23 protein-coding genes are annotated in these 21,935 nt (G+C 74.8%); 6 read left to right on the plus strand and 17 right to left on the minus strand.

Features of this window, described 5'->3' with window-relative positions; translation table 11 throughout:
• Positions 1–2: 2 nt before the first annotated feature.
• From IE225_RS21170 to IE225_RS21200, 8 genes are all read right to left on the minus strand, one after another.
• On the minus strand, positions 3–713 hold the full coding sequence (locus IE225_RS21170; protein ID WP_190059166.1) for a phosphoadenylyl-sulfate reductase: 711 nt from the start codon (positions 711–713) through the stop codon (positions 3–5).
• Positions 710–889, minus strand: a complete 180-nt coding sequence (locus IE225_RS21175) for a hypothetical protein (RefSeq protein WP_190059167.1) — start codon at positions 887–889, stop codon at positions 710–712. The genes IE225_RS21170 and IE225_RS21175 overlap by 4 nt, the downstream gene beginning before the upstream one ends.
• Complete coding sequence (locus IE225_RS21180) at positions 886–2,583, minus strand: nitrite/sulfite reductase (RefSeq protein WP_190059168.1); 1,698 nt, start codon at positions 2,581–2,583, stop codon at positions 886–888. Before IE225_RS21180 ends, IE225_RS21175 begins: the two co-directional genes overlap by 4 nt.
• A 126-nt stretch (positions 2,584–2,709) precedes the next feature.
• The gene (locus IE225_RS34090) at positions 2,710–2,793 is read right to left on the minus strand and encodes a putative leader peptide (RefSeq protein WP_373303250.1); all 84 of its coding nucleotides are present in this window, start codon (positions 2,791–2,793) and stop codon (positions 2,710–2,712) included.
• 136 nt (positions 2,794–2,929) lie between these two features.
• On the minus strand, positions 2,930–3,502 hold the full coding sequence (locus tag IE225_RS21185) for a GNAT family N-acetyltransferase (RefSeq protein ID WP_190059240.1): 573 nt from the start codon (positions 3,500–3,502) through the stop codon (positions 2,930–2,932).
• A gap of 150 nt (positions 3,503–3,652) precedes the next feature.
• On the minus strand, positions 3,653–5,020 hold the full coding sequence (locus IE225_RS21190) for a hypothetical protein (protein WP_190059169.1): 1,368 nt from the start codon (positions 5,018–5,020) through the stop codon (positions 3,653–3,655).
• Between the two features lie 159 nt (positions 5,021–5,179).
• The gene (locus tag IE225_RS21195; RefSeq protein WP_190059241.1) at positions 5,180–6,460 is read right to left on the minus strand and encodes a GAF domain-containing protein; all 1,281 of its coding nucleotides are present in this window, start codon (positions 6,458–6,460) and stop codon (positions 5,180–5,182) included.
• A 452-nt stretch (positions 6,461–6,912) separates the two neighbouring features.
• The gene (locus IE225_RS21200; protein WP_190059170.1) at positions 6,913–8,547 is read right to left on the minus strand and encodes an acyl-CoA dehydrogenase family protein; all 1,635 of its coding nucleotides are present in this window, start codon (positions 8,545–8,547) and stop codon (positions 6,913–6,915) included.
• A gap of 224 nt (positions 8,548–8,771) precedes the next feature.
• On the opposite strand from IE225_RS21200, the gene IE225_RS21205 reads away from it, so the two are divergent.
• Both IE225_RS21205 and IE225_RS21210 read left to right on the plus strand, forming a co-directional pair.
• Positions 8,772–9,923, plus strand: coding sequence for a YihY/virulence factor BrkB family protein (locus tag IE225_RS21205; protein ID WP_190059171.1), 1,152 nt, complete (start codon positions 8,772–8,774; stop codon positions 9,921–9,923).
• 134 nt (positions 9,924–10,057) lie between these two features.
• Positions 10,058–10,783, plus strand: coding sequence for a helix-turn-helix transcriptional regulator (locus IE225_RS21210; protein WP_190059172.1), 726 nt, complete (start codon positions 10,058–10,060; stop codon positions 10,781–10,783).
• Here the strand turns inward: IE225_RS21210 and IE225_RS21215 are convergent.
• Positions 10,769–11,164, minus strand: coding sequence for a VOC family protein (locus IE225_RS21215; RefSeq protein WP_268250009.1), 396 nt, complete (start codon positions 11,162–11,164; stop codon positions 10,769–10,771). The genes IE225_RS21210 and IE225_RS21215 overlap by 15 nt on opposite strands.
• Before the next feature lie 261 nt (positions 11,165–11,425).
• Complete coding sequence (locus IE225_RS21220; RefSeq protein WP_229879859.1) at positions 11,426–11,974, minus strand: hypothetical protein; 549 nt, start codon at positions 11,972–11,974, stop codon at positions 11,426–11,428.
• A gap of 161 nt (positions 11,975–12,135) precedes the next feature.
• On the opposite strand from IE225_RS21220, the gene IE225_RS21225 reads away from it, so the two are divergent.
• Complete coding sequence (locus IE225_RS21225) at positions 12,136–12,840, plus strand: ThuA domain-containing protein (protein WP_190059174.1); 705 nt, start codon at positions 12,136–12,138, stop codon at positions 12,838–12,840.
• Here the strand turns inward: IE225_RS21225 and IE225_RS21230 are convergent.
• Positions 12,783–13,445 (minus strand): O-methyltransferase, encoded by a 663-nt coding sequence (locus IE225_RS21230; protein ID WP_190059175.1) that lies wholly within the window; start codon positions 13,443–13,445, stop codon positions 12,783–12,785. The genes IE225_RS21225 and IE225_RS21230 overlap by 58 nt on opposite strands.
• Positions 13,446–13,520: 75 nt before the next feature.
• Here IE225_RS21230 and IE225_RS21235 point away from each other — a divergent pair, with 75 nt between their 5' ends.
• A complete protein-coding gene (locus IE225_RS21235) occupies positions 13,521–14,156 on the plus strand; it encodes a TetR/AcrR family transcriptional regulator (RefSeq protein WP_190059176.1) in 636 nt (211 codons plus the stop codon).
• A gap of 74 nt (positions 14,157–14,230) precedes the next feature.
• Here IE225_RS21235 and IE225_RS21240 read toward each other — a convergent pair whose 3' ends face one another.
• Positions 14,231–15,010, minus strand: coding sequence for an SDR family NAD(P)-dependent oxidoreductase (locus IE225_RS21240; protein WP_190059177.1), 780 nt, complete (start codon positions 15,008–15,010; stop codon positions 14,231–14,233).
• Between the two features lie 288 nt (positions 15,011–15,298).
• On the opposite strand from IE225_RS21240, the gene IE225_RS21245 reads away from it, so the two are divergent.
• Positions 15,299–16,879 carry a carboxylesterase/lipase family protein gene (locus IE225_RS21245; RefSeq protein ID WP_190059178.1) on the plus strand — a complete coding sequence of 527 codons (1,581 nt, stop codon included), beginning with the start codon at positions 15,299–15,301 and terminating at the stop codon, positions 16,877–16,879.
• Positions 16,880–16,944: 65 nt separating this feature from the next.
• Here IE225_RS21245 and mmuM read toward each other — a convergent pair whose 3' ends face one another.
• Together mmuM and IE225_RS21255 are read right to left on the minus strand one after the other, a co-directional pair.
• A complete protein-coding gene (gene mmuM / locus IE225_RS21250) occupies positions 16,945–17,889 on the minus strand; it encodes a homocysteine S-methyltransferase (RefSeq protein WP_190059179.1) in 945 nt (314 codons plus the stop codon).
• A gap of 237 nt (positions 17,890–18,126) precedes the next feature.
• Positions 18,127–18,738, minus strand: coding sequence for a dihydrofolate reductase family protein (locus tag IE225_RS21255; RefSeq protein ID WP_190059180.1), 612 nt, complete (start codon positions 18,736–18,738; stop codon positions 18,127–18,129).
• A 317-nt stretch (positions 18,739–19,055) separates the two neighbouring features.
• Here IE225_RS21255 and IE225_RS21260 point away from each other — a divergent pair, with 317 nt between their 5' ends.
• Complete coding sequence (locus IE225_RS21260) at positions 19,056–19,490, plus strand: VOC family protein (protein ID WP_190059181.1); 435 nt, start codon at positions 19,056–19,058, stop codon at positions 19,488–19,490.
• Positions 19,491–19,619: 129 nt separating this feature from the next.
• On the opposite strand, the gene IE225_RS21265 is transcribed toward IE225_RS21260, so the two are convergent.
• The 3 genes from IE225_RS21265 to IE225_RS21275 form a co-directional block, all read right to left on the minus strand.
• A complete protein-coding gene (locus tag IE225_RS21265) occupies positions 19,620–19,910 on the minus strand; it encodes a hypothetical protein (protein WP_190059182.1) in 291 nt (96 codons plus the stop codon).
• Positions 19,898–20,311 carry an MFS transporter gene (locus IE225_RS21270; RefSeq protein WP_190059183.1) on the minus strand — a complete coding sequence of 138 codons (414 nt, stop codon included), beginning with the start codon at positions 20,309–20,311 and terminating at the stop codon, positions 19,898–19,900. The genes IE225_RS21265 and IE225_RS21270 overlap by 13 nt, the downstream gene beginning before the upstream one ends.
• A 141-nt stretch (positions 20,312–20,452) precedes the next feature.
• Complete coding sequence (locus tag IE225_RS21275) at positions 20,453–21,562, minus strand: glycosyltransferase family 4 protein (RefSeq protein ID WP_229879861.1); 1,110 nt, start codon at positions 21,560–21,562, stop codon at positions 20,453–20,455.
• Positions 21,563–21,935 lie beyond the last annotated feature (373 nt).

Genomic DNA, 21,935 nt, shown 5'->3' on the forward strand with positions numbered 1-21,935 from the left:
CGTCATCCGTGCAGCCCGCACTCGGTCTTGGCGCGGCCCGCCCAGCGGCCGGCGCGCGCGTCCTCCCCCTCCAGGACGCGGCGGGTGCAGGGGGCGCAGCCGATGGAGGCGTAACCGTCCATCAGCAGCGGGTTGGTGAGCACGCCGTGCTCGGCGACGTAGGCGTCGACGTCGTCCTGGGTCCAGCGGGCGATGGGGGAGACCTTGACCTTCTGCCGCTTGGCGTCCCAGCCGACGACCGGGGTGTCCGCCCGGGTCGGGGACTCGTCGCGGCGCAGCCCGGTCGCCCAGGCGTCGTAGCCGCGCAGCCCCTCCTCCAAGGGCTTGACCTTGCGCAGGAAGCAGCACAGGTCGGGGTCGCGGTCGTGCAGCTTCGGGCCGTACTGGGCGTCCTGCTCGGCGACGGTCTGCCGCGGGGTGAGGGTGATGACGTTGACGTCCATCACCGCCTCCACCGCGTCCCGGGTGCCGATCGTCTCGGGGAAGTGGTAACCGGTGTCGAGGAAGACGACGTCCACGCCGGGCATGGCGCGGGAGGCGAGGTGGGCGACCACCGCGTCCTCCATCGAGGAGGTCACGCAGAAGCGCCTGCCGAAGGTCCGCGCGGCCCACCGCAGAATCTCCAGCGCGCTGGCGTCCTCCAGCTCGCGCCCGGCCCGCTCGGCCAGATCCTTCAACTCGTCGGCCGTCCTCGGCTCCTGAGTGGTCGTCATATGCGGTCCCCTCCCGGGTCGGTGTGCCGAAGTCCGCGGGCGAGCAACCCGAGGAACCTCAACTGGAAGGCGCGGTTGCACGCCGCGCACTCCCAGGCCCCGTGGCCTTCCTCACCGGGGCGCAGGTCCTCGTCGCCGCAGTAGGGGCAGTAGAAGGGCGCGGCACGCTCACTCACGACAGCGCCTCCTCGGAAGCCCGGGCCACCCAGGCGGCGAAGCGCTCGCCCTCCTCGCGCTCGGCGAGGTAGCGGCGCAGCACGCGCTCGACGTAGTCGGGCAGCTCCTCGGAGGTGACCTTCAGGCCGCGCACCTTGCGGCCGAAGCCGGGCCGCAGACCGAGGGCGCCGCCCAGGTGCACCTGGAAGCCCTCGACCTGCTCGCCCTTGTCGTTCATCACGAGCTGGCCCTTGAGGCCGATGTCGGCGACCTGGATGCGGGCGCAGGCGTTGGGGCAGCCGTTGAGGTTGATGGTGAGCGGCTCGTCGAAGTCGGGCAGGCGGCGCTCGAGTTCCTCGATGAGGGAGGAGCCGCGCTGCTTGGTCTCGACGATGGCGAGCTTGCAGTACTCGATGCCGGTGCAGGCCATGGTGCCGCGCCGGAACGGGGAGGGCCGCACCTGCAGGTCCAGCGCCTCCAGGCCCTCGACGAGGGAGTCGACCCGCGACTCCTCGACGTCCAGGACGATCATCTTCTGCTCGACGGTGGTGCGCAGCCGCCCCGAGCCGTGCGCCTCCGCGAGGTCGGCGATCTTGGTGAGGGTGGTGCCGTCGACGCGGCCGACGCGCGGGGCGAAGCCGATGTAGTAGCGGCCGTCCTTCTGCCGGTGCACGCCGATGTGGTCGCGCCACCGGTCGACGGGCTGCTCGGGCGCGGGGCCGTCGACCAGCTTGCGCTTGAGGTACTCGTCCTCCAGCACCTGCCGGAACTTCTCCGCGCCCCAGTCGGCGACGAGGAACTTCAGGCGGGCCCGGTTGCGCAGCCGCCGGTAGCCGTAGTCGCGGAAGATCGACAGCACGCCCTCGTAGACGTCCGCGACCTCCTCCAGCGGCACCCAGGCGCCCAGCCGCACGCCGAGCTTGGGGTTGGTGGACAGGCCGCCGCCGACCCACACGTCGAAGCCGGGGCCGTGCTCGGGGTGCCGGACGCCGACGAAGGCGACGTCGTTGATCTCGTGCACCACGTCCAGCAGCGGCGAGCCGGAGATCGCCGTCTTGAACTTGCGCGGCAGGTTGGAGTACGCCTTGTTGCCCAGGACCCGGCGCTTCATCTCCTCCAGCGCGGGCGTGGCGTCGATGATCTCGTCCTCGGCGATGCCGGCGACCGGGGAGCCGATCATCACGCGGGGCGTGTCGCCGCAGGCGGTGACCGTGGACAGGCCCACGGACTCCAGCCGGTTCCAGATCTCGGGCACGTCCTCGATGCGGATCCAGTGGTACTGGATGTTCTGCCGGTCGGTGATGTCGGCGGTGCCGCGGGCGAACTCCTGGGAGATCTCGCCGATGACACGCAGCTGCCGGGTGGTGAGGGCGCCGCCGTCGATGCGCACCCGCATCATGAAGTAGGAGTCGTCCAGCTCCTCCGGCTCCAGGACAGCCGTCTTGCCGCCGTCGATCCCGGGGCGGCGCTGGGTGTACAGGCCCCACCAGCGCATCCGGCCGCGCAGGTCGTTCGGGTCGATCCCGTCAAAGCCCGTCTTGGAGTAGATCGTCTCAATGCGTGTCCGCACATTGAGACCGTCGTCGTCCTTCTTGACCTGCTCGTTGCCGTTGAGCGGGGTGAAGTGACCCAGGGCCCACTGACCCTCACCGCGGTGACGGCTCACCTTGCGGCGGACAGGCGCGGTGGCAGGGTTCTGCGGGGTGGCGGCCATGGCTGATACGTCCTTCGGGACCAGGGAAAGCGGCTCTGAGCTGTGCGTTCGCGCGTAAGAAGGCAGGCGTGCGCGTCGTTGCGCAACGGCGGCGAAAGCAGGGGGGAACGGCGTGCTGAAGGGGCCTCAGCGCGCCGGACAGATGGCGCTGGAGACGCGGAGAAGGTCGACGTGCCGTCGACTCACCAGGGCGATCCCAGTTCCAGACATGACGGAAGCGTGTCACGGCGATCTGGACAGAGTCCAGCTTCGTCCGTCATACGGACACCCCTGTCCCAAGGTACGGAACAGGGGTGGGGTTGGTCACATCGTGTTTCAGGGCGCGGAAACGGGAGGCCGGCGCAGGTCAGGCCGGGTGGGCCCCCGGCCATGGACCGGGCGCCGCCACCTCCGGCAGCTCCTCGACCTTGGTGTCGAACAGCTTGAACCCCCGGCTCTGGTAGTTCGCCCTCGCGAACTCGCCGTCCAGGCTGCACGTGTGCAGCCACACCCGCTTCGTCGTCGGCAGCTCCGGCCAGCGCTCGGCCAGGTCCCAGGCGCGGGCGGTGCCGTACGCCAGCAGGTGCCCGCCGATGCGGCGCCCGCGGAAGGCGGGGATCAGGCCGAAGTAGGCGATCTCCACGACCCCGTCCTCCGCCGGGTCCAGCTCCACGTACCCGGCGGGGGTGCCGCGGTCGTAGGCGACCCAGGTCTCCACGCCGGGCCGCGCCAGGTACTCCTGCCACCGCGCGTACGGCCAGCTCAGCCGGTCCACCCACCGCACGTCACCGCCGACCGCCGTGTACAGGAAGCGGCTGAACTCGGGCGAGGGCACCTCGGCGCGGACGATGCGGACGTCGCCCTCCGGGGCGGCCGCGGGGAGCAGGTCGTCGGGGGAGGTCTGCTCCAGGGACCAGGTGGTCACGGTGACCGTGTTCATGGGGGCGTTCATGGCGGCAAGGGAACCATCCGGCTCCGCGATCTGTCGACCGGCTCCCTGCCCGCGCCCGCCCATGTCCGCCCACGTCCGCCCCAGCCCGTCGCGTCCGCCCGCGCCCGCCCCAGCCTGTCGCGTCCGTCGGCGTCCGCCTCAGCCCGTCGCGGCCGTGAGCGCGCGCAACGGCACCGCGAACAGGGCGCGCTCCGTCACCGACCACACCTCGCCGGTGGCCGGCGCGTACGACAGCGCGCCGGGGTCCTCGCCCCAGCAGTGGCGCGAGTCGCCGGTGCCGCCGCACCGCGCGCCCCGCGCGCCCCGGGTGTCCTGCCGCCACAGCGAGCCGCGCCGGTCCGCCGGGTCGGCGGCCGTCCGGCCGACGTACCAGCCGTCACCGTCCGCCGGCGGGGCCAGCACGCCGCGCACCCCGGTCGCCTTCGTCTCGTAGGCGGCCACGGCGTCCGCGTATCCGGCGGCGTCCGTGGCGAGCAGGCCGGAGCGGGCCGGATCGGCGCTGAAGTCGTAGCGCCACAGCCGCGTGTGCCGTTCGCCGCCCGCGGGCACCCACTCGCCCGCCACCAGGCTGTCCGGCGCCGAGCCGCGGTCCAGGGACAGGGCCGCCGGGCACGGGGTGCCGGAAGCGGAGCCGGACCCGGACCCGGACCCGGAGTCGGGGTCGGAGTCGGCGGCCGCGGGGCACGCGCCGCGCGCCGGGCGGTAGGCGGCCACCGCGGGCATCACCCACCGGTAGCCGTGCGCCGACCAGCCGCCGGGCACCCGGCCCACGGCGTCGGCGGTGACGCCGGCCCGCTGGATGCGGTGCAGGTCGTACACGTACAGCGCCGCGCGGTCCGGGCCGGAGGCGGTGACCAGCAGCTTGTCCTGGTACCAGACCATGCCCGTCAGCCGGGAGGCGAGGCCCTCGTAGTCGCGTCCGCCGTCGACCGGGACGGCGAGCAGCACCCAGGTGTAGGTGAGGCGGTGCGGATCGTCGGCGTTCACGAACGCCACCCGGGCCGGGCCCCCGGGCCCGTCGCCCTGGCTCCCGCCGACGAGGAGCACCCGGTGCGGTCCCCAGCGGCCGTCGTCGTCCGCGTCGCCGGAGGTGGTCACCGACCGCGGCCGCCAGCCGCGCAGCGCGGGATCGGTGCGGTCCCAGCAGTAGACGCGGGTGGCGGCGGGCTCCACCGGCAGCGTCTCCTTCTCGGCGGCCGTGCAGCTCGCGGCGGTGCGCAGGGTGCGGTCCGCGCCGTCCAGGACCGCCCGGACACCGACGGGGCGGCCCATGGCGGAGGCCAGCCGGTCCAGGGAGGCCCGGGGCACCTGCTCCTCCCGCAGTCGCAGGGGGGCGAGCGCGGCGGGCGAGGTGAGCGGTTTCAGGGCGCCCGGGTCGTGGGCGACCGTGGCCTGTGAAGCGCTGATCAGGGTGGCGGCGGCGGTGAGCGCGAGCCCGGCTCCGGCCAGGGTGGCGCGCAGTACCCTGCCCCGCCTGCGCCGACGGTGTCTGCCCCGATGCCTCATCGATCCTCCAGACCCCGGTCAACTGCTGCTGCTGATCCTTGCGTTGACCATGAAGCAGGTGGGATGGCCCCTTGCCGATGCTACGGCAGTGCACGGGGCCGGATGGCGAAGACCCTGCAAATATGCGGGAAGATGCCCCGTAGTGGTCACCCGTGGCGGTCACCCGGAGTGTGCCCCGGGGGTGCGCCGGGCCGCCACGACCGCGGGCGCCGTCGAGTGCGGCAGCAGGTCGCGCGGGTCGTCCGGGAGGAGCACCTCGACCTCCGCGTCGTCGCGGAAGCGGTAGGGCCGGTGCGCCAGGAACGCCCCGAGATAACGCCGCACCCGCGACATCTCGGCCCGCACCGTCACCGTCCGCGCCGGGTCGCCGAACAGGTCCGCGGCCAGCCGGGCCGCCGTGCACCCGGCGCGGCGCCGCGCCAGCAGGAACAGCAACTCCGCGTGCCGAGGGCTCAGTTCGTGGCTCCAGGAACCCGCGTCCCCGCTCACCGTGACCGACCAGCGGCGCGGCTGCGCCAGGTCCAGCACGATCCGGGCGGCACCCGGCGGGACCGGCTCGGCGCGGGCGCGCAGCAACCACCCGTCGGTCAGCGGCTCCAGCGTGCACGGGCCGAGCGCGGGCAGCCAGTGCCGGCCCGGCGCGGGCGCGGCGGGCAGCGCGATCCGCTGCGTGTACGGCATGCCGGTGACCGCCGCGGTCCAGCCGTGCCGGTCCACCACCGCCGCCGGGCCCGAAAGGCCCGCCAGCATGGGCGCCGCCACCGCCCGCAGCCGCTCCAGCGCCGCCAGGTGCTGTTCCCGCAGCCGCGCCTCGGCGAGTTTGGCCACCGAGGCCACCCAGGCGAGCGTGGCCGGGTGCATCGTCTCCAGCGGCCCGCTGACGTCCACCACGCCCAGCAGCCGCCCGTCGCGCGGGTCCGTGATGGGCGCGCCGGCGCATGTCCAGGCGGTGTGGGAGCGCACGAAGTGCTCCGAGGCGAAGACCTGCACCGGCCGGCGCACCACCGCCGGGGTGCCCAGGCCGTTGGTGCCGACGACCTCCTCCCGCCAGTCCGCGCCGACCTCCAGGCCCAGTCCGTCGGCCCGGCGCAGCACCGCGGGACTGCCCTCCCGCCACAGCACCCGGCCCTCGCCGTCGGTGACGACCATGATGTGCTGCGCCACGTCCGCCACCGACAGCAGCCCCTGCCGCAGGACCGGCAGCACGTGCCGCAGCGGCGACGACTCCCGGCGGCGCCGCACCTCCTCGCGGCTGAGCAGGTCGCTCCTGACGTCGTGCTCCGGGTCCACCCCGCTGCGCAGCATCCGTTCCCAGGACTGCCCTATCACCGGGCGCGGGGTGAACGGGGCGTGCCGTCCGGCGAGCGTCGCACTGCGCACCTCGGCCAGCACCCGCGCCGCGCGCACCGCGTCGACGGCGGCGAGGCGCGTCACGTCCATCGGCGAGTTCACCACGGGTCCTCCCGGAGTACGGCCGCGGACAACCTGGCTGTTCCTGACTGTCCGTCTCATAGTGCCGTCCCCATAGTGCCGTCCCCATGGTGCCGTCCCCGCGGTGCCGTCCTCAGGGAGTCGCCGATTCCCGGGCGGGCGCTCCCCGGTCACCGGACGGCGCCGCCGGGGCGTTGCAACCCTCCGCAACCCTGGCGGAACGGGGCCCAGTTGGTTGAAACTTGTCCGGCGTCGCCCGTGCGGCGCCCTGGCCTCAACGGGCCAAGCGAAGCGGGGGTGGTGCCGTGTCGGCGCAGCACCACCCCCGCGGTCCGCCGCCTGCTTCGGGTCGCCGTCGTCCCGGTCCGCCGCCCGCCGCGGACCGCTGTCGTCCCGGTCCGCCGCCTGTTTTTGGGTCGCCACCGCCCCCGTCCGCCGCCCGTTTCGAGCCGTCGCGGCCGTCAGTCCACCGGCCGTGCCCTGCGCACCACCGCGGCCGTGTCCAGCCCGGTGGGCAGTGTGCCGAACGCCGCGCCCCACTCGCCGCCCAGCCGGGAGGCGCAGAAGGCGTCGGCGACCGCCGGGGGCGCGTACCGCACCAGCAGCGCGCCCTGCAGGACGGTGGCGAAGCGCTCGGTCAGCCGCCGTGCGCGCCCCTCGATGCCCTCCAGGTCGGCGAGGTCGGTCAGCAGGTTCTTGATCGCCCCGTCCAGCCGGTGGTCGGCGCCGCGGGCCTCGCCGACCTCGCGCAGGTAGGCGTCGAGCGCCTCCGGCTCGCGCCGCAGCGCCCGCAGCACGTCGAGCGCCTGGATGTTGCCGGCGCCCTCCCAGATCGAGTTCAGCGGCGACTCGCGCACCAGCCGCGGCATCCCGGAGTCCTCGACGTACCCGTTGCCGCCCAGGCACTCGGCGGCCTCCACCGCCACCGGTGCGCATCGCTTGGTCACCCAGTACTTCGCGGCCGGCACCGTCAGCCGCAGCAGCGCCCGCTCCGTCTCGCCGCCGTCGTCGTACGCGGCCGCCAGCCGCAGCGCCAGCGCCGTCGCCGCCTCCGACTCGACGGCGAGGTCGGCCAGGACGTTGCGCATGAGCGGCTTGTCGACCAGCCTGCCGCCGAACGCCTCCCGGTGCGTGCAGTGGTGCACGGCCTGCGCGACCGCCTGCCGCATGATCCCGGCGGAGCCGAGCACGCAGTCCAGCCGGGTGGCCGCGACCATCCCGATGATGGTGCGCACCCCGTGCCCCTCCGCACCGACCCGCCGCGCCCAGGTCCCGTCGAACTCGACCTCGGCGGAGGCGTTGGAGCGGTTGCCCAGTTTGTCCTTCAGCCGCTGGATGAGGAAGACGTTGCGGCTGCCGTCCTCCAGTACGCGCGGCACCAGGAAGCAGGTGAGGCCGCCGGGGGCCTGGGCCAGCACCAGGAACCCGTCCGACATCGGCGCCGAGCAGAACCACTTGTGCCCGGTCAGCTCGTACGCCCCGTCCTCGGCCAGCGGCCGTGCCGCGGTGGTGTTGGCCCGTACGTCGCTGCCGCCCTGCTTCTCCGTCATCCCCATGCCGAACAGCGCCCCGGCCTTCAGGCGGGCGGGCCGCAGGTCGCGGTCGTAGACCGTGGAGGTCAGCCTCGGTTCCCACACGGCGGCGAGCTCCGGGTCGGTGCGCAGGGCCGGCACGGCGGCGTGGGTCATCGACAGCGGGCAGCAGTTGCCCGCCTCGACCTGCGTCCACAGCAGGAACGCGGCCGCCCGCCGCACATGCCCGGCCGGGCGCGTCCAGGCCGCGGTCAGGCCGGCGGAGACGCCCTTGCCGAGCAGCCGGTGCCAGGCCGGGTGGAACTCGACCTCGTCGACGCGGTGGCCGTAGCGGTCGTGCGTGTGCAGGCGCGGCGGGTGGTCGTTGGCCAGCCGGCCCCACTCCTGCACCTGCGCCGAGCCGCAGGTGCGGCCGAGCCCGGACAGCTCCTCGCGGACCTCGTCGCGCAGCGCGGGGTCGGTGTGCCGCTCCACCGCCTCCACCAGGGCGCGGTCGGCGGTGAACAGGTCGTAGCCGGTCAGCGGGGGAGCCTGGTTGGCCACGGTGTGGGTGCTGGCTGCCATGACCGGAACGTACCCCGCCGCACCCCCATGGTCACCCGCGGCCCCGGCCGGAACGCACCCGGCCGCACCCCGTGGTCACCCGCCGCCCCGGCCGCGCCCGCCCGCGGCGCGTCGTGGCCGGTGGCCGGGCCCCCGGCGTGACCGGTGACCAGGCCCCGGTGCGACCGGTGAGAACAGGACCCCGGAGAGTGAGTGCGGGTCGGGGCGGCGGATACCTTGGAAGCGTGCAGCCAGCAAGTGACACCCCCGACACGCCGCCCGCCGGCCGCCTCCACCGGGCCCGAGCCCTCTACCGCGACGTCTCCAAGCGCAGGGTCGCCTGGCTGCTGCTGAAGGACACCGTCAACTCGTGCATGGAGTACCGCATCCTCGGGCTCGCCGCCGAGGCCGCGTTCTTCACGCTGCTGTCCGTGCCGCCGCTGCTGCTGTGCCTGATCGCGCTGCTGTACTACGTCGACGCCTGGACCGGCGCGGACACCATCAGCAGCCTCGAGCGCAACATCCTCGACGCCTCCCGCACCGTCCTGTCCGACCAGGGCGTGAAGGAGATCGCCGAGCCGATCCTGCGCGACGTGCTCAAGAGCGGCCGGCCCGACATCATCTCCATCGGCTTCGTCTTCGCCCTGTGGTCCGGCTCGCGCGCGGTGAACGTCTTCATCGACACCATCACCGTCATGTACGGCCTGGACGGCGTCCGGGGCATCGTCAGGACGCGGCTGCTGTCCTTCGTGCTGTTCATCGTGGCGCTGCTCATCGGCTCGGTCGCGCTGCCGCTGATGGTCGCCGGGCCGGACGCGGTGGTGCGCGTCGTCCCGTGGTCGACGACGGTCGTGCAGGTGCTGTACTGGCCCGTCGTGCTCGTCCTGTCGGTCGCGTTCCTGACCACCCTCTACCACGTGTCCGTGCCGGTCCGCTCCCCGTGGATCGAGGACGTGCCCGGCGCGCTCGTCGCCCTCGCGATGTGGGTCGTCTGCAGCTTCCTGCTGCGCATCTACCTCACCAGCACCGTCGAGGGGCCCACCATCTACGGTTCGCTCGCCGCGCCCGTCGCCGTGCTGCTGTGGATCGGCGTGTCCGCCTTCGCCGTGCTGGTCGGCGCGGCCGTCAACGCCGCCATCGACCGCGTCTGGCCCGCCGCCGCCACGGCCGCCGCCCGCGCCGCCAACGAGCGGATGCGGCAGGCCCAGATCGCCGAGTACGTGGCCCGCGCCGCAGCGGCGGCCCGCGAGACGGACCCCGACGACCCCGACATGCCGTCCGAGTTCCCCGAGCGCTGGTCCCGCTTCCTGCCCCCGGAGGACGTCACCGCCCGCCTGCGCGCGCACGTGCGCAGCACCCACAAGGCGGCGCAGGACGTGCCGTCGTCGGACAAGTGAGCACGGGCGGGTAGGCAGGGGCGGGCACGGGTGAGCCTGCGCAGGTGGGCGGGCGAGCGGAGCTGCGCAGGCGGCACGCAGGACGCGTCCGGGCCGCCGTGCGCGCCCCGCGCCCCCGGCGTAGCCTTCCTGCCGTGACCGGCGAGCAGCACGCGCACCCCGCCTGGCCCGCGGGGTACGCCGAGCGACCCTCCCGCCTGACCGGGGCGGTCGTGTGGCACCGGAGCGCCGAGGACGATCCCGCGGTGCGTCCCGTCCTGCCCGACGGCTGTATGGACCTGCTGTGGAGCGAGGGACGGCTGCTGGTCGCGGGCCCGGACACCCGCCCGTACGTCCCCGCCGGGGCGCCGCGCCGCTGGGCGGGCGTCCGCCTCGCCCCCGGCACCGCCCCGCCCCTGCTCGGCGTGCCGGCGCACGAGCTGCGCGACCTGCGCGTCGACCTCGCCGACCTGTGGCCGGCCGCGGCGGTACGGCACCTGCGCGCCCGGGTGGACGCGGCAACCGACCCGGCGGGCGCGCTGGAGGAGGCGGTCCTGCGGCGGGCGGCCGAGGCCGGACCGCCCGACCCCTTGCCGGCGCACCTCGTGCGGGCGCTGGAGGCGGGCCGCCCGGTCGGCGCCGTGGCGGACGAGACCGGCCTGAGCGCGCGGCAGCTCCACCGCCGCTCACTGGCCGCCTTCGGCTACGGCCCCAAGACGCTGGCCCGGATCCTGCGGCTGCAGCGGGCCCTCGCCCTGGCCCGCGCCGGAGTGCCGTACGCCGAGACGGCCGCCCGGTGCGGCTACGCCGACCAGGCCCATCTGGCGCGCGAGGTCAGGCAGTTGGCGGGCATGCCGCTGACCCGGCTACTGGGCCGCTAGCGGCGCGTACAGGTCCACGCCGGTGCCGTCCGGGTCGTGCACGACCGCGTACCGCTGCCCCCAGAAGGCGTCCCACGGCTCAAGCTCACCGTGGTACCCGGCGTCGACCAGGTCCCGGTAGACGACGTCCACGTCCGCGGGGGAGGCGCACCGGAAGGCCGGCGCGGTGCGGTACCCGCCGGCCGGCGGACGCCACCCGGCATGGAACGACCGGACGGTCTCCTCGGTGTCCAGCAGCAGCCGTAGCCCGCCGCCCACCTCGGCCTCCGCGTGCGGCTGCGCCTCCGCCCCCTCGGGGAACACCAGCCCCAGCCGCCGGTAGAAGGCGACGGAGGCGGCCATGTCGGCCACGACGAGGCCGACGGCGTCGCAACGGACCACCGGGGACGCCCCCGGCGTCTGCGCTGTCCATGCTGTCTGAGCTGTCTGAGCTGTCTGCGCTGTCTGCGCCGTCTCTGTCCGTGCTGCCTCTGCCTGTGCTGCCTGTGCTGCCTGTGCTGTTTCTGCTGTCTTCGATGTGCTCATACGGCGACGCTAGGCGGCATCGGGACGGCCGGTCTTGAAGGAATCGGCCGCGCGACCGGAACGGAGCCGGCCGTGCGACCGGAGCGGAAAGGAACCGGCCGTGCGGTCCGGCCCTGCTCACGGGCGCGGGGCCGTCGCCGGGCCCGGGGCGCCCTGCGCCGCGCGCAGCCCGTCGCGCAGCCGCCGCAGGTCGTCCGCGGGCCGGCCCAGGCCGTTGAGCTGGAGCCGGGCGGCCTCGGTACGGGGTTCGGGGTGCACGCTGAAGGCCAGGTTCAGCGCCTGGTGCACCATCCACTGGTCGTAGGCGAGCAGCCGTCCGGCGTGGGCCTGCGCCCGGGCGAGGTCGGGCGCGGTGAGGGTGAGCCCGTGCAGTTCGGCCCGCAGCCGGTGGAAGGCCGAGCAGACGCGCCCGCAGTCCTGTGCGGCCTGCCCGGTGGGGCCGTCCGGCGCGCCGCAGGCGGCCACCGCCGCGTCGGCGGCCGGCTGGGCGGCGACCGCCTGGTCCAGCACGTCCAGCAGGGCCCGCACCTGCACGGGATAGGGCGGGGCGGCGGGCCCGGAGCGGCGGCGCGCGCCCGCCGGGCGCCGGACCGCGCGCCGCCACACGGCGGCGCACCGCAGCAGGGGCCGCGGCAGATGCCGCAGGAGCGCTCCGGCTGTCGGCATGGCCCTCCTCCCCTCCGGCTGCCGTCCGGCTCTTCTCCAGTGTGCGCCCCCGCCCCGGCCCCCGCCCCTGCCCCGGTCCCCGCCTCGGCCGCAGGCCCGGCGACCGGGACGGGGGCCGGGGCGGGACCGGGACGGGCCCGGCCCCCGTAGTCTCCGGGGACATGGCATCCCGGCTGCTGCTCCACACCCGTACCGCCGACTACCGGTACGACTCCCTCCCGGACGCGGTGGCGGCCGTGCGGGCGCTCGGCGGCTTCGACGTGGAGCACACGGAGGACCCGGCGGCATTCCAGGAGCCGCTGGACGGGTACGCGGCCGTGGTGTTCCTCTCCACGAGCGGGGAGGTGCCGACCCCGGCCGGGCGGGAGCGGCCGGCCGGGTACGTCGAGGCCGGCGGCGGGTTCGTGGGGGTGCACGCGGCGGCCTGCACGGAGTACGGGTGGCCGTACTACGGGGAGCTGCTGGGGGCGCGCTTCACCCGGCACCCCGAGTACCAGCCGGGCCTGGTGGTGGTCGGGGACCGGGAGCATCCGGCCACCCGGCACCTGCCGGCCGTGTGGCGGGTCACGGACGAGTGGTACGACTTCGACGCCCGCCCGCGTGGTCGGGTGCGCGTGCCGGCGTCGGCGGACGAGTCGTCGTACCGCGGCGGCGGCATGGGGGAGGACCACCCGCCGGCGTGGTGCCGGCGGCAGGGGCGCGGCCGCGTCTTCTGCACGGCCCCGGGCCACGCCGCGCAGGTGTACGGCGACCCGGACTTCCGGGCGCACCTGCGCGGCGGGATCGGATGGGCGGCGCGACCCGGAGGTCACAGGCGGCAGCTGATCTCCATGCCGTCCTCGACGGGGAAGGTCACGCTCCGGTAGCCGTTGGCCGGGTCGCGCACGTACTCCAGGTACGGCTGCAGTCCTTCCAGGACGACATCGTCGGCGACGACGAGCGCGCCGGGCGCCAGGTGTGGTTCGAGCAGCCGCAGGACGGGCAGGCAGAGGTCCTTCCAGCCGTCCAGCAGCACGAAGCCGATCGGGCCGGACAGGTCGGCGAGGGTTTCGCGGGCGTCCCCCTCCAGCACGGTGATCAGATCGTCCAGGCCGGTCTCGGCGAAGGTGCGCCGGGCCGCGGCGGCCTTGTCCCGGTTCAGCTCGGTGGTGACGACGCGTCCGGTGCCGTTGTCGCGGACGGCGGCCGCCAGGTGCAGCGTGGAGATGCCGTAGGAGGTGCCGAACTCCACGACGGTGGCGGGCCGGGTGGCACGCACCAGGTTGTAGAGGAGCTGCCCGCCGGTCGCGGAGACGGGCATGTAGATCGGCGCGGCGGCGTCCGCCTGCTCCTGCGCGGTCAATGACGTGAAGTCCCCCGGCAGTTCGGTGGCCAGGCGGGCGAAGGCGGCGTCGTCCCGGGCCGCTTCGGCGAACATCCGGTCGAGCGCGGCGGCGACCCGGGGGTCGCCGAGGGTGTCGGTGAGGGTCATGCCATCCAGAATAGACGCAACGTTGCGTCTTATCTAGAGGAGCGGTCCGCCTACGCTGGGACACCGGGAGGCGAGATGGAACGCAGGACGCGGACCGCTGCGCAGGACACCGCCGGCCGGACGGCGCGGCGTCACCACGGCAACCGGCACGGGCGCAGCGAGGAGGCCCGGCGGGCGATCCTGGAGGCGGCCGACGACCTGCTGGTCGAGAAGGGCTTCGCCGGGGTCACGGTGGAGGGCATCGCGGCGCGCGCCGGCGTCGCCAAGCAGACCGTCTACCGCTGGTGGCCCACCAAGACGGACGTCCTGCTGGACGCCTTCCTCGAGGACATGGCCGAGGACCTGGTCCCGCCCGACCACGGGGACGTCGCCCGCGACCTGCGCACCTACCTGCCGTGGCTGGCGTACATGCTGAGCTCCACCGACACCGGAGCCGTCTTCCGCGCCCTGGTCGCCCAGACGCACCACGACCCCGCCTTCGCCGCCGTCTTCCGGGAGCGCTGTCTCGACGAGCAGCGCCGCCGCGACCGCCTGCCCCTGGAGCGCGCGGTGCGGCGGGGGCAACTGCCCGCCGACCTCGACACGGCCGCCGAGACCGACCTGCTCGTCGGCCCCCTGTACTACCGGGTCCTGGTCACCGGCGAGCCGGTCGGCCGGGAGTTCACCGACCGCCTCGTCGACGCCTTCCTGCGCCGCACGGGACTGGCCTGAACCTTCCTGCACCGCACGGGTCCTGCACCGCACGGGACTGGCCTGAACCGCCGGCGCCCGGGCGTGCCCGGTGCTCAGTGCACCGAGAACCCCCCGTCCACGAAGATCGACTGGCCGGTGACGTACGCCGAGGCGCCGCTCGCCAGGAACACCGCCGCACCCGCGAAGTCCTCCGGCAGACCGTTGCGGCCGACCATGGTGCGCTCGGCCAGCGCCGCCACCACGGCGGGATCGGAGGAGAGACGCTCGTTGAGCGGGGTCATGACGAAGCCGGGAACGAGGGTGTTGCAGGTGACGCCGTACGGGGACCACGCCTCCGCCTGGGAGCGGGCCAGGGATTCCAGGCCGCCCTTGGAGACGCCGTAGGCGCCGCTGCGGACGAAGGCGCGGTGGGCCTGCTGGGAGCTGATGTGGATGATGCGGCCGAAGCCGCGCTCGGCCATGCCGGGGCCGAAGCGCCGCCCCAGCAGGTGGGGCGCCTCCAGGTTCACCGCCAGGGTCCGGTCCCACACCTCGTCCGTGAGGTCGTCCAGCGGCGGGCGCAGGTTGACGCCCGCCGAGTTGACGAGGATGTCCGGCTCCCCGAAGACCGCGGCCGCCTCCTCGGCCGCCGCGCGCGTCCCGTCCCGGGTGCCCAGGTCGCCGCTCACCCAGGCCGCCGTGGCGCCCTGCGACCTCAACGCCTCGACCGTGGCGGCCAGTTCCGCCTCCCTCCGGGCGACGACGACCACCCGCGCGCCGGCCCGCGCGAGCGCCTCGGCGATGGCCCGGCCGATACCGGAGCTGCCGCCGGTGACGAGCGCGGTGCGGCCCTGGAGGGAGAAGAGGTCGGCGAGGTAGGACTGTGTGATCATCCGCTCAGCCTAGGGGTGCCGCACGGCCGGGCCGCGGTGCACGCGCCGCCGCCCCCGGCCCGCGGCGAGCCGGACACGGCACGGCAGAAAGCGCTTCCTGTCGTAGGCGGTCCACAGGGCGGCGGGAAGACGACGGCCGAGCGGCCCGGCCGCCATGCGCGCCACCGCGTCCGCCTCCGCGCCTCCCGCCGGAATATCCCGGGCGGACGCGGTGCTCTGGTGTCACCTGGGCGGATGCGGTGCTCTGGTGTCGCCGGGGCACCTGCGCGGCGAAAGGCTGGTGGGCGGATGACGGCAGACCGCACGCACCCCGTGGTCGACACACCGTACGGCGCCGTGCGCGGACGGTACGAGGACGGCGTCGCCGTCTTCCGGGGCATCCCGTACGCGGCACCCCCCTTCGGCCCCCGCCGGTTCCGGCCCCCGGTGCCGCCCGAACCGTGGGACGGGGTGCGCGACGCCGGCTCCTTCGGGCCGACCGCGCCCAAACCCCCGTACTCGCAGGTCTTCGCGCGCTACCTGTCGGACCCGGTGGTGCCGGGCGACGACTGCCTCAACCTGAACGTGTGGACCCCCGAGCCCGGGCCGGGCGCCCGGCTGCCGGTCCTGGTGTGGCTGCACGGCGGTGCCCTCACCCGCGGCTCCTCGGCCGTGCCCGTGTACGACGGGCGCTCCTTCGCACGCGACGGAGTCGTGCTCGTCTCGGTCAACTACCGGCTCGGCGTGGAGGGGTACGGCCTGTTCCCGGACGCCCCCGCCAACGCCGGCCTGCGCGACCAGCTCGCCGCCCTGCGGTGGGTGCACGAGGCGATCGAAGCCTTCGGCGGCGACCCCGGCCGCGTCACCCTCGCCGGGCAGTCCGCGGGCGCCATCAGCACCGGCGCGCTCCTCGCGGCCCCGCAGGCGCAGGGGCTGGTGCGGCGGGCGGTGCTGCAGAGCGGGCCGCCGGAGGCGTCCGAGCGGGAGAAGGTGCGGCGCATGGTGCGCCGCATGGCCTCCCGGCTGAAGGTGCCCGCCACCGCGGAGGCCTTCGCCGCCGTCGACCGCGACCTGCTGCTGCGCGCCCAGGCCGAGGCGGGCCGTCTCAGCGGCCCGGTGCTGGGCGGGCCCGCCTTCGGCATCGTCGTCGACGGCGACCTGGTGCCCCGCGATCCCCTCGGCGCCCTGCTCTCCGGCGAGGCGGCCCGGGGCGTCGACCTGCTCATGGGCTGGACCCGCGACGAGTACCGGCTGTGGCTCGTCCCCGGCGGGCTGCTGGAGCGCGTCGACCGGCTCGGCGCGGTCGCCCTGGCCGCCGGCCGGGCCCGCTGCCGCTGCGGCCCCGAGGTGCTGCGCGGCTACCGCACCCTGTACCCCGACGCCGGCCCCGCCGAGATCGTCGGCCAGATGGTCACCGACCACCTGCTGCGCGTCCCCCTGCACCGCCTGGCCGACGCCCGCCCCGGCTCGTCGTACGTCTACGAGTTCGCCTGGCCCTCGCTGCTGCCGGACCTCGGCGCCTGCCACGCCCTGGAACTCGGGTTCGTCTTCGACACCGGCGACCTGCCCGAGTCCGCCCGGCTCGCCGGGCACGGTGCGCCGCAAGAGCTGGCCGACGCGATGCACGCCGCCTGGGTGCGCTTCGCCGCCGACGGCGACCCGGGCTGGCCGGCGTGGGACGCCACGCACCCGGTGCGGATCTTCGGCGACGGCGCGCCGCACACCGCGTACGGCCCGCGCGACCGGGAACTCGCGCTGTGGGCCGCCGACGTCACCGCCCGGGAGTCCCCACCCGCATCGGTCCCGCGCGACGGCCGGCCCGCCCGTGGTACGGAACTGCGGTCGGTCGTACGGCGCCTGCGCCGCTCCGCCCTTGTCCGCCGGCACTGATCACGCTCGCCCCGCCCGGCGGCTCCGGCTCGTGCCGGACGGCCGGGCCGGTGCCGTGCCTACGCCTACGCCTGCGCCAGCGCCTCCGCGACCCCCCTGATCGTCTCCGGCCCCACCCGGCAGCACCCCCCGATCAGCCGGGCGCCGGCGTCGACCCAGCCGGTGACCCGCTGCGGCGTGAAGGTGGAGCGGCCGCTCCAGGCGCGGGCCGCGGCGTCCCAGGTCTCTCCGCTGTTGGGGTAGACGACGACCGGCCTGCCGGTGACGCGGGCGGCGACGGCCACGGCGCGGTCGGCGTCCTCGGGGGCGCAGCAGTTGACCCCGACCGCGAAGACCTCCTCGGCGTCGGCGGCCAGGGCGAAGGCCTCCTCCAGGGGCTGCCCGGCGCGGGTGCGCCCACCGGCCACGGTGTACGACAGCCAGGCCGGCACCCCGAGCCCGCGCACCGCGCGCAGCAGCGCCCGCGCCTCGTCGGCGTCCGGGACGGTCTCCAGGGCGAACACATCGGGCCCGGCGGCGGCGAGGGCCTCCAGCCGGGGGCGGTGGAAGCGTGCGAGCTCGTCCACCGTCAGGCCGTAGCGGCCGCGGTACTCCGAGCCGTCGGCCAGCATCGCGCCGTACGGACCGGCCGAGGCGGCCACCCACAGGGGACGGGCGGCGCCCGCGGCCCGGGCCCGGTCGGCGGCCTCCCGCGCGAGCCGCACGCTCAGCGCCATCAGCTCGGCGGCGCGCGCACGGCCGATGCCGCGCCGCGCGAAACCCTCGAACGTCGCCTGGTAGCTGGCGGTGATCGCCACGCTCGCGCCCGCCTCGAAGTAGGCCAGGTGCGCCTCGGCGACCGCCTCGGGCCGCTCGGCGAGCAGCCGGGCCGACCACAGCTCGTCGCCCAGGTCGTGCCCGGCGGACTCCAACTGGTTGGACATGCCGCCGTCCAGCACGACGGGACCGGCGGCGAGAGCGTCGACGAGAGCGGGGAAGGGGGAGGGGGAAGAGGTACGGGTGCTGGTCATGCCATCGACGCTAGAACGCTGGAACCGGTCCGGCCGTCCGGGCGATTTTCCGCCGCCGGGCACCCGAGGCGGACGCACCCGGCGGAAACCGCCGCCGGGCCGGCCCCCGGCACGAGCCCAGGGCCGCCGAGGCGCGAGGACCGCCGAGGCACGGAGGCCGGTGCGGTCCGTGCCGCGGCCCGCCCTGCCGATGAGCGACCGACTCTCCCACCGGACACGGCACCCGTGTCACGTGCCTCAGTCCGTGGCCGTTGCGTACTGCGGGCGCCCGGTGGGCCGGTAGACCTGGATGGACACCCCCTTCGGGGTGGACCGCGAGTCGACCAGTTCGAGCGCCGTGTCCGGGCCGGCGGCGGGGAACAGCCGCGTGCCCTGGCCGACGACCACGGGATAGACGAGCAGGATGATCTCGTCGACCAGGCGGTCGCCGAGCAGCCGGCGGACCAGGTCGCCGCTGCCGTGCACTTGCAGCTCGCCCCCCGGCTTGGCTTTCAGTTCGCCGACGGCGGCCGTGACGTCTCCGGAGAGGACGGTCGTGTCCGCCCACCGCGGGTCGGTGAGCGTGGTCGACGCCACGTACTTGGGCCGCGTGTTCAACGCCGCCGCGATGGGGTTGCCCGTGTCCGCCATGGCTCCCCAGTAGCCGGCGAAGATCTCGTAGGTCCGCCGGCCGAACAGGAAGGCGTCGGCGCGCCGGTAGACCGCGGCGAGGAACGCCTCGGCCTCGTCGTCGAAGAGCGGCAGGGCCCATCCGCCGCGCTCGAATCCGCCCCGGCGGTCCTCGTCCGGCCCGCCGCACCCCTGCATCACACCGTCGACGGAGACGTTCGTGAGGGTCGTCAGCTTCATGGCCGCAGGTCCCTTCTCGTCGGTTCGGCCGTCATCAGGTAGGACCGGACCGCCGCACCGGACTCATCGGTCACCGCGCCCGCCGTGCGGGACGGCAACGGAAGCGACATCCCTGCGCACGGTCCGGTCGGCCCATGTCGAGCGGCGTGGCCGCTTCCGGCTCCTGCGTGACCATCGGGTGCCGCACGGCTCGGGGTGGGTTCGGTCCACTTCCCGCGGCCGCACGGCACGGCAGCGGCTCGTAAGGGGCGCCATCTCGCCAACTTGCGGATTCCCTAAGGTAATTGAGTGACAAAGTCCCCTGTTAGGGTGGGCCAATGGCAGCGGTCAAGAAGTTCCAGGTCACCTTCGACTGCGCGGAACCCGAGCGCGTCGCTCGTTTTTGGTGCGAGGTGTTGGGGTACGTCGTACCGCCGCCGCCAAAGGGGTTCGCCACTTGGGACAATTATCAGCGCTCGCTGCCGCCCGAGAAACGGGGTTCATGGTTCGCGTGCATGGATCCCTCGGGTGTGGGCCCGCGCCTGTACTTCCAGCGCGTTCCCGAAGGCAAGGTCGTCAAGAACCGGGTGCATCTCGACGTGCGGGTCGCCACCGGGCTCGTGGGTGAAGAGCGCCTCGCCGTCCTCGAGGCCGAGTGCGCACGGCTGGTCGCGCTCGGTGCGGCGCGCGTGCACCTCATGCTTGCCGATGAGGAGAACGAGTCGTGCATCTGGATGCAGGACATCGAGGGCAACGACTTCTGTCTCGACTGAGCACCCTCCGGGCCGGCGAGGCGGGGAGCCGTCCTTTTCGGGTCCTTCCTCGAAATCCGGGCCCTTCCTCGAAATCCGGGCCTCTCCTCGAAAGCAGTCCGGCGCGGGGCGGGACGGGCGGCCAGGAGGTCAGGTGGCGCGCGCCTGTTCCCGTGGCGCCCGCCCCACCACCGTCACGGCCGGCAGCACGCCGGCCGGGAAGCAGCGGGCACTGATCACCGACCCGGTCCGCATCCCCGCCTCGAAGCGGGCCGTCCCGGCGACGAGCGAACCCAGCAGGGCCACCCCGACCGCACTGCCCACCTCACGGCCGGCGTTGAGCACGCCCGAGCGCTCCGGCGGCGCCGGCTCCACCACCGCCGCCACGGCCGCGGGCATGGTGAACGCCGTACAGAAGCCGATCGCGGTCAGGGGCGGCACCAGTACCAGTACGGGGTCGAACGCCCCGCGACGAGGAGGGCGGGGAATCCGGCCGCGCCGACCAGCAGCCCCGGGGCCATGGGGGTGCGGGGACCGGTGCGGGCCGTCATCCGCCCGCCCAGGGCCGAGGCGACCCCGGTCATGGCGGTCTGCGGCAGGAGGGCGAGCCCGGCCCACAGCACGGCGTAGTGCCGGTACTGCTGGAAGGAGGAGAAGGAGAAGGTGACCACGGACAACTGGCCGTAGAAACCGATGGTGAGCGGCAGGCCGACGGTTGTGGCGCCGCAGAAGGCGGGACGGCGGAACAGCGGCAGCGGCAGCATGGCGTTGCCGGCGCGCCGCCCGGTCAGCGGAAAGGCCGCTCCGCACAGCGCGAACAGGCCGAGCCCGGCCTGGAACACCGGTTTGCCGCCCAGTCGGTCGCCGAGCGGGCCCGCCGACAGCAGCAGCCCGGCGAAGACGACGGTGTAGCCGTCGGCGACCCACTGGGCGCCCGTCAGGTCCCCGCCGCCGGCCGCCTGATCCGGCGGCGGGGTGCCGGGTCAGGCCACCGGTGCCATGTCGGCCTGGGTGGGTGCCGGGGTGACGGCCGCCGGTGTGCCGGGGGTGTCGCCGGAGCGGGTGATCACCTTGCGGTAGACGGCCTCGTAGCCGGCCGCCATGGTCTCCGGCTGGAAGTGCTCGATGACGTGGTTGCGGCAGGCGCGGGAGTCGATCGCGTCCACCGCCTCGATCGCCTCGGGCAGGTCGGCCACGTCGTCGCGGACCAGGCCGGTGACGCCGTCGGCGACGACCTCCGGCACCGAGCCGCGGCGCAGGGTGACCACCGGCGTGCCGCACACCATGGCCTCGATCATCACCATGCCGAACGGCTCCTCCCACTGCAGCGGGAAGAGCAGGCAGCGGGCGCGGGCCAGGAGCTGCTTCTTGCGGTCGCCGTTGACCTCGCCGAGCCACTCCACGCCCGGGCCGAGGCGCGGCTTGATGTACTCGTCGAAGTAGGCGTGTTCGGCGGGCTCGCTGCACTTGGCGGCCAGTTTGATCTCCCGGCCGGCGGCGCGGGCGGCGTCGATGGCCAGGTGCATGCCCTTGTCGGGGGTGCAGCGGCCCAGGAAGAAGACCCAGTCCTCCTTGTCGCGCCGGTAGGGGAAGTCGCCGGCGCGCAGCGCGTTGTGCACCGTGCCCGCCCAGTTGAGGTCCGGGGCCTGGGAGCGCTGCGACTCCGAGATCGCCACCAGGTGCACGCTGTCGCCCAACTGCCGGTAGTAGTCGCCCGGTTCGCCGTCCAGCGGGCCGTGCGTGGTGACCACCGTCGGCACGTCGCGGCCGCGGGCGAGCAGCGGGCCGGCGAGCGTGTGGTCGTGCACCACGTCGACGTCGAGGTCCTCCAGGATGCGGGCGGTGGCCGCGGTGTGCCACACCTCCGGCAGCGGCTCGCCCAGCCGCTTGCCCTGCGGCACGTCGTAGGTGCGCAGCATCCGCCGGGCCCGGGTGCCGTTGCGGCCCGCCGCGATCAGCGTCACGTCGTGGCCGCGTTCCACCAGCGCGTCGGTGAGGTCGGCGCACATCGCCTCGATCCCGCCGTAGCCGCGCGGCGGGAGCTCGAACCACGGCGGCGCGACCATGGCGATGCGAAGCGGCCGGTTGCTCACGACAACAGCTCCTTTCTCTGGTGCGCGCACCGCCGGGACGCCGGGGCCGGGTCCGGGCGTACGGCCGGGTGCGGCCCGTCGGGCCTGCGTGGCCGTACGCCCCGCCCGGCGTGCCCTGCGGCGCGCGCGAGCCGGTCGCGCCCGTGCCTCAGCGCACGGCACGGCTGCGCCGTGGCGCGGCCGAGCCGCGTGCCGGCCGTACGGCCGTGAGCACGACCGTGAGTACGGCCGTGCGTACGGTCGTGCGTACGGTCGGCACGGCGTGCCGTGTCGGGCCCAAAAGCGCGGGCGATGGTCGGGGAGGGCCGGCCGTGGGCACCGTCGACCACGGCGGCGGGCGCGGGCGGCCGCGCGGGGGGTGAGGGACCGGGCG

The organism is Streptomyces echinoruber, from assembly GCF_014651135.1.
Lineage (GTDB): Bacteria > Actinomycetota > Actinomycetes > Streptomycetales > Streptomycetaceae > Streptomyces > Streptomyces echinoruber.